General features: G+C 71.3%; 3 protein-coding genes and 1 pseudogene. 2 read left to right on the top strand and 2 right to left on the bottom strand.

Annotation, left to right across the window (positions count from 1 at the left end):
- A pseudogene (locus tag RUH65_RS15500) lies at positions 1-206 on the bottom strand (hypothetical protein); the annotation flags it as partial.
- Positions 207-366: 160 nt separating this feature from the next.
- Here RUH65_RS15500 and RUH65_RS15495 point away from each other — a divergent pair.
- Entirely contained in the window at positions 367-2,319 is a 1,953-nt protein-coding gene (locus RUH65_RS15495) for an ATP-binding cassette domain-containing protein (RefSeq protein ID WP_313818540.1), read from the top strand.
- 82 nt (positions 2,320-2,401) lie between these two features.
- On the opposite strand, the gene RUH65_RS15490 is transcribed toward RUH65_RS15495, so the two are convergent.
- Positions 2,402-2,986, bottom strand: coding sequence for an NAD(P)H-dependent oxidoreductase (locus RUH65_RS15490; protein WP_313818538.1), 585 nt, complete (start codon positions 2,984-2,986; stop codon positions 2,402-2,404).
- Positions 2,987-3,176: 190 nt separating this feature from the next.
- Here RUH65_RS15490 and RUH65_RS15485 point away from each other — a divergent pair, with 190 nt between their 5' ends.
- Positions 3,177-3,560, top strand: a complete 384-nt coding sequence (locus RUH65_RS15485; protein WP_313818537.1) for a VOC family protein — start codon at positions 3,177-3,179, stop codon at positions 3,558-3,560.
- Positions 3,561-3,570: the final 10 nt, after the last annotated feature.

Genomic DNA, 3,570 nt, shown 5'->3' with positions numbered 1-3,570 from the left:
TCCACCTGGACCCCGGGTTTCACGTCATGGTCCACCACCCGGACGGAGGAGGTGGTCACGCCGTTCTTCTCCAGCTCGCCCAGGACGTGCCGGGCCATCAGCTCACTGCTGGAGGGCTTCGGGGACGGGGTCAGCGTGCAGACCAGGGCGAGGGCGGTCAGGCCCCGGGCGGAGGTGGAGGCGGTGCCGGAAGTTGAATCTGTCATGCTTCCAGCATGGTCACCGACCCCTGCTCCTGGCCAGAGCCGAGTGACATCCCACCGGCGCTCCGGGTACCCTTCACAGTATGAAGCGTTGAGTCCAGCCCCTCCCGCGCCCGAGGCACTGCCCGGCGGGGCCCTGCCGCTGCCTTTCAGGACTCCACTCATGACCCACCCCCACTCCTTGCCCTCCGCTGATCTGCGCTCCTCTGGCCTGCCGTCCGACCGGCGCCGAGCCCTCACCCCCGTCGCCTCCGCCCTCAGCGGCGCGGACCACCTCACCCTCGATGGTGTCTCCAAGTCCTTCCCGGACCGGCGCGTGCTGACCGAGGTCTCCTGCACGGTGGCCTCCGGCGAACGAGCCTGCCTCATCGGCGAGAATGGCACCGGCAAGTCCACCCTGCTGCGCATCATCGCCGGCCTGGACGACGACCACGGCGGTCGGGTCGCCGTCCCCGGCAGCGTCGGGCTGTTCCACCAGCAGCCGCCCTTCGCCCTGGACCTCACCGTCCAGGAGGTGCTGGACGAGGCCACAGCCCCGGTCCGCGCGGTCGCGGAGGAGGTGGCCCGGCTCGCGACGGCGCTCGCCGGCCATGCCCGCCCCAGCACGACGCCGGCCCCCGCCCCGGGTACTCACGGCACCAACGCTGAGAGGCCTGACGCCGCGCCGGCCGACGTCGCCACCGCCTACGACCGTGCCCTCGCCCAAGCCACCCGCACTCACGCGTGGGAGGTGGACCGAGAGGTGGACCGCATCGTGGAGGGACTCGACCTGGCGCGCATCCCGCGGACTCGGCCAGCCGCCAGTCTCTCCGGCGGTCAGCTGTCCCGGCTCGCGCTGGCCTGGTTGCTGCTGCGCCGCCCGGACACCCTGCTGCTGGACGAGCCGACCAACCACCTCGACGCCCGCGGCACCGCGCTGCTCGTGGACCTGCTGCAGGGCTGGGCCGGCCCCGTGTTGATCGCCAGCCATGACCGGGCGTTCCTCGACGAGGTGGCCACCACGCTGCTCGACCTCGACCCCGCCCCGCAGCTCCACCGGGACGTTCCGGGGGTCTCGGACGCCGGCAGTACGGGCTCCGGCGTCGGCCTCACCCGTTACGGCGGGCGCTACACGGACTACCTGCTGCACCGGATCGGCGAGCGGGAGCGGTGGGAGCGCCGGTACCGGGACGAGCAGGCCGAGCTGAAGAGGATGCGCCGGCAGGTCAAGGACCACCACACCGTGGGCAACGCTGACCGTCCGCCGCCCACGGAGGGCAAGATGGCCCAGAAGTTCTATGCGGACCGCAATGCCAAGGTGATCTCCCGGCGCGTCCACGAGGCGGCTATGGCGCTGGCCCGGCTGGAGGAGTCGCAGGTCAGCAGGCCGCCTGCAGTGGTGAGCTTCGTCGGGCTGGCCGCGGCCGCACCCTCCCGTGCTGTTGGCAGCGGTTCCTTCAGTGATGTCACCGGAGGTGTCGCCGGCGGTGACCACCGCTCAGCGGCACACGGGCAGCGAACCGGACGGCCGGCGTCGGGCGCGGGGCCGGTCCTGGTGGCCACCGAGGTGGCCGTGACCGGCCGGTTGGCCCCGGTCTCGTTGCACCTCGGTGCGCGCTCACGCCTGCTCATCACCGGGCCCAACGGGTCCGGGAAGTCCACGCTGCTGCGTCTCCTGGCCGAGGATCTGAGGCCCGACGCCGGCTCGGTCACCACCACCGGCCGGCTCACCATCGGTCTGCTGGGGCAGGACGCGGAGCATCTCGCCGAGGCCGAGCAGGGACGTCAGGAGGCGACCGTCGCGGAGTCGTACCGACGGGCCGTGGGCGACGCCACCGCGCAGCGGGTGCCGTTGGGGACCTTCGGCCTGATCGCCGGGCGGGACGAACAGCGCCGTGTCCGGGACCTCTCGGTGGGGCAACGGCGTCGACTGGACCTGGCCGTGCTGCTGGCCGACCCGCCGGACGTGCTGCTGCTGGACGAGCCGACCAATCACTTCTCGCTGCTGCTCTCCACGCAGCTGGAGGCGTCCATCCCGAGCTACCCGGGCGCCGTCGTGGTGGCCAGCCATGACCGCTGGCTCGGCGCGGGCTGGCAAGGCGAACAACTGGAGCTCACCCCCGCCGCCGGCAACTGAGTCGCACGAATTGCCCTCGCCCCGGCCGAAACAGGGCCAATTCGTGTGACATGGATGCGTGGGCCGGGACGGTGAGACCGGCTCAGGGGGTGCTGGTCTCGGATTGGGCCCGGTCACGCTCGGTGGTGACCGCACGGGTGAGGGACACCAGGCGGGCCAGGACCTTGGCCAGGGAGGCGTCGTGGTGGTCCGTCAGCGCCAGTCTCCCGCCCGGGAAGTCGACCCGGCGGATCAGGTTCACCGAGTCTCCGACCACGTGCATGTTGTAGGAGGCCACGGTGAACCTCCAGGCCTCGTTCGCCCGGACCCCGCCGAGCCCGCCGTAGGCCACAATGGCCAGGGTCTTGTCCCGCCACTGCCGGCTCAGCAGGTCGAAGGCGTTCTTGAAGGCACCCGGGATGTTGCGGTTGTACTCGGGGGTGACGAAGACGAAGCCATCGCACCCGGCCACGGCATCCCGCCACCGGTGCACCTCAGCCGGCCCGTTCTCGTCCTGGGCCCAGTTCTCGTTGGCCATGATCGGCAGGTTGAAGGCCTTGACGTCCAGGACCTCCCACTCCACCGCCGCGGCGCCGGTCTGCGAGCGGGCCCGTTCGGCCACCCAGGCGCCGATGGACTCGCCGAGGCGGCCCTCGCGAACAGATCCGATGACGATGCCGATCTTCATATGGTGCCCTCCAGTGGTGCTCCCTCGTGGCCTATGCGGCGAGATGGCCGCGGCCCTCCCCAGCGTAGGCGCGCCACGCCATACTGGGCAGGGACCGGTCATACGCCGTCCCACACCGCACACACGTTTCACCCTGACGCCCCACCCCCGCTGCACACGCCACACCTCACCGCTTCCGAAAGGCGCCCCCATGAAGATCGATCAGGCCCATGTGCTCGTCAACGACCAGGATGCCGCCAAGACGTTCTACACCGAGGTCCTCGGCTTCGAGGTGGAGACGGACTTCGCCAGCGGGGACTTCCGCTGGCTCGCCCTGCGTGCCCCGGGGCCCGACGCCGGCGCCACCCTGGTGCTCGGCCGCGCCGAGGGTGCGGCGGTGGCCTTCCAGAACGAGACCCGCCTGGCCGGGATGCCGGCCTTTGTCCTGACCCTGACCGGTGGCCGTGAGGAGTTCGAGCAGATCCGGGCCCGGGGTGCCGAGGTGATCTCCGAGCCGCAGCAGCAGGAGTACGGCGGCACGGACGCGCTGATCAATGACACCGTGGGCAACATCCTCTGCCTGCACCAGGACTGACGGCCGTGGC

Origin of the sequence: Citricoccus sp., from assembly GCF_032154715.1 — a bacterium.
In the GTDB taxonomy this organism is placed as follows: domain Bacteria; phylum Actinomycetota; class Actinomycetes; order Actinomycetales; family Micrococcaceae; genus Citricoccus.
This window is presented reverse-complemented; position numbering and strand designations above follow the sequence as displayed.

Coding starts and splice junctions, on each gene's coding strand:
- RUH65_RS15495 (WP_313818540.1), top strand. CDS start 367: ATGACCCACCCCCACTCCTTGCCCTCCGCTGATCTGCGCTCCTCTGGC.
- RUH65_RS15490 (WP_313818538.1), bottom strand. CDS start 2,986: ATGAAGATCGGCATCGTCATCGGATCTGTTCGCGAGGGCCGCCTCGGC.
- RUH65_RS15485 (WP_313818537.1), top strand. CDS start 3,177: ATGAAGATCGATCAGGCCCATGTGCTCGTCAACGACCAGGATGCCGCC.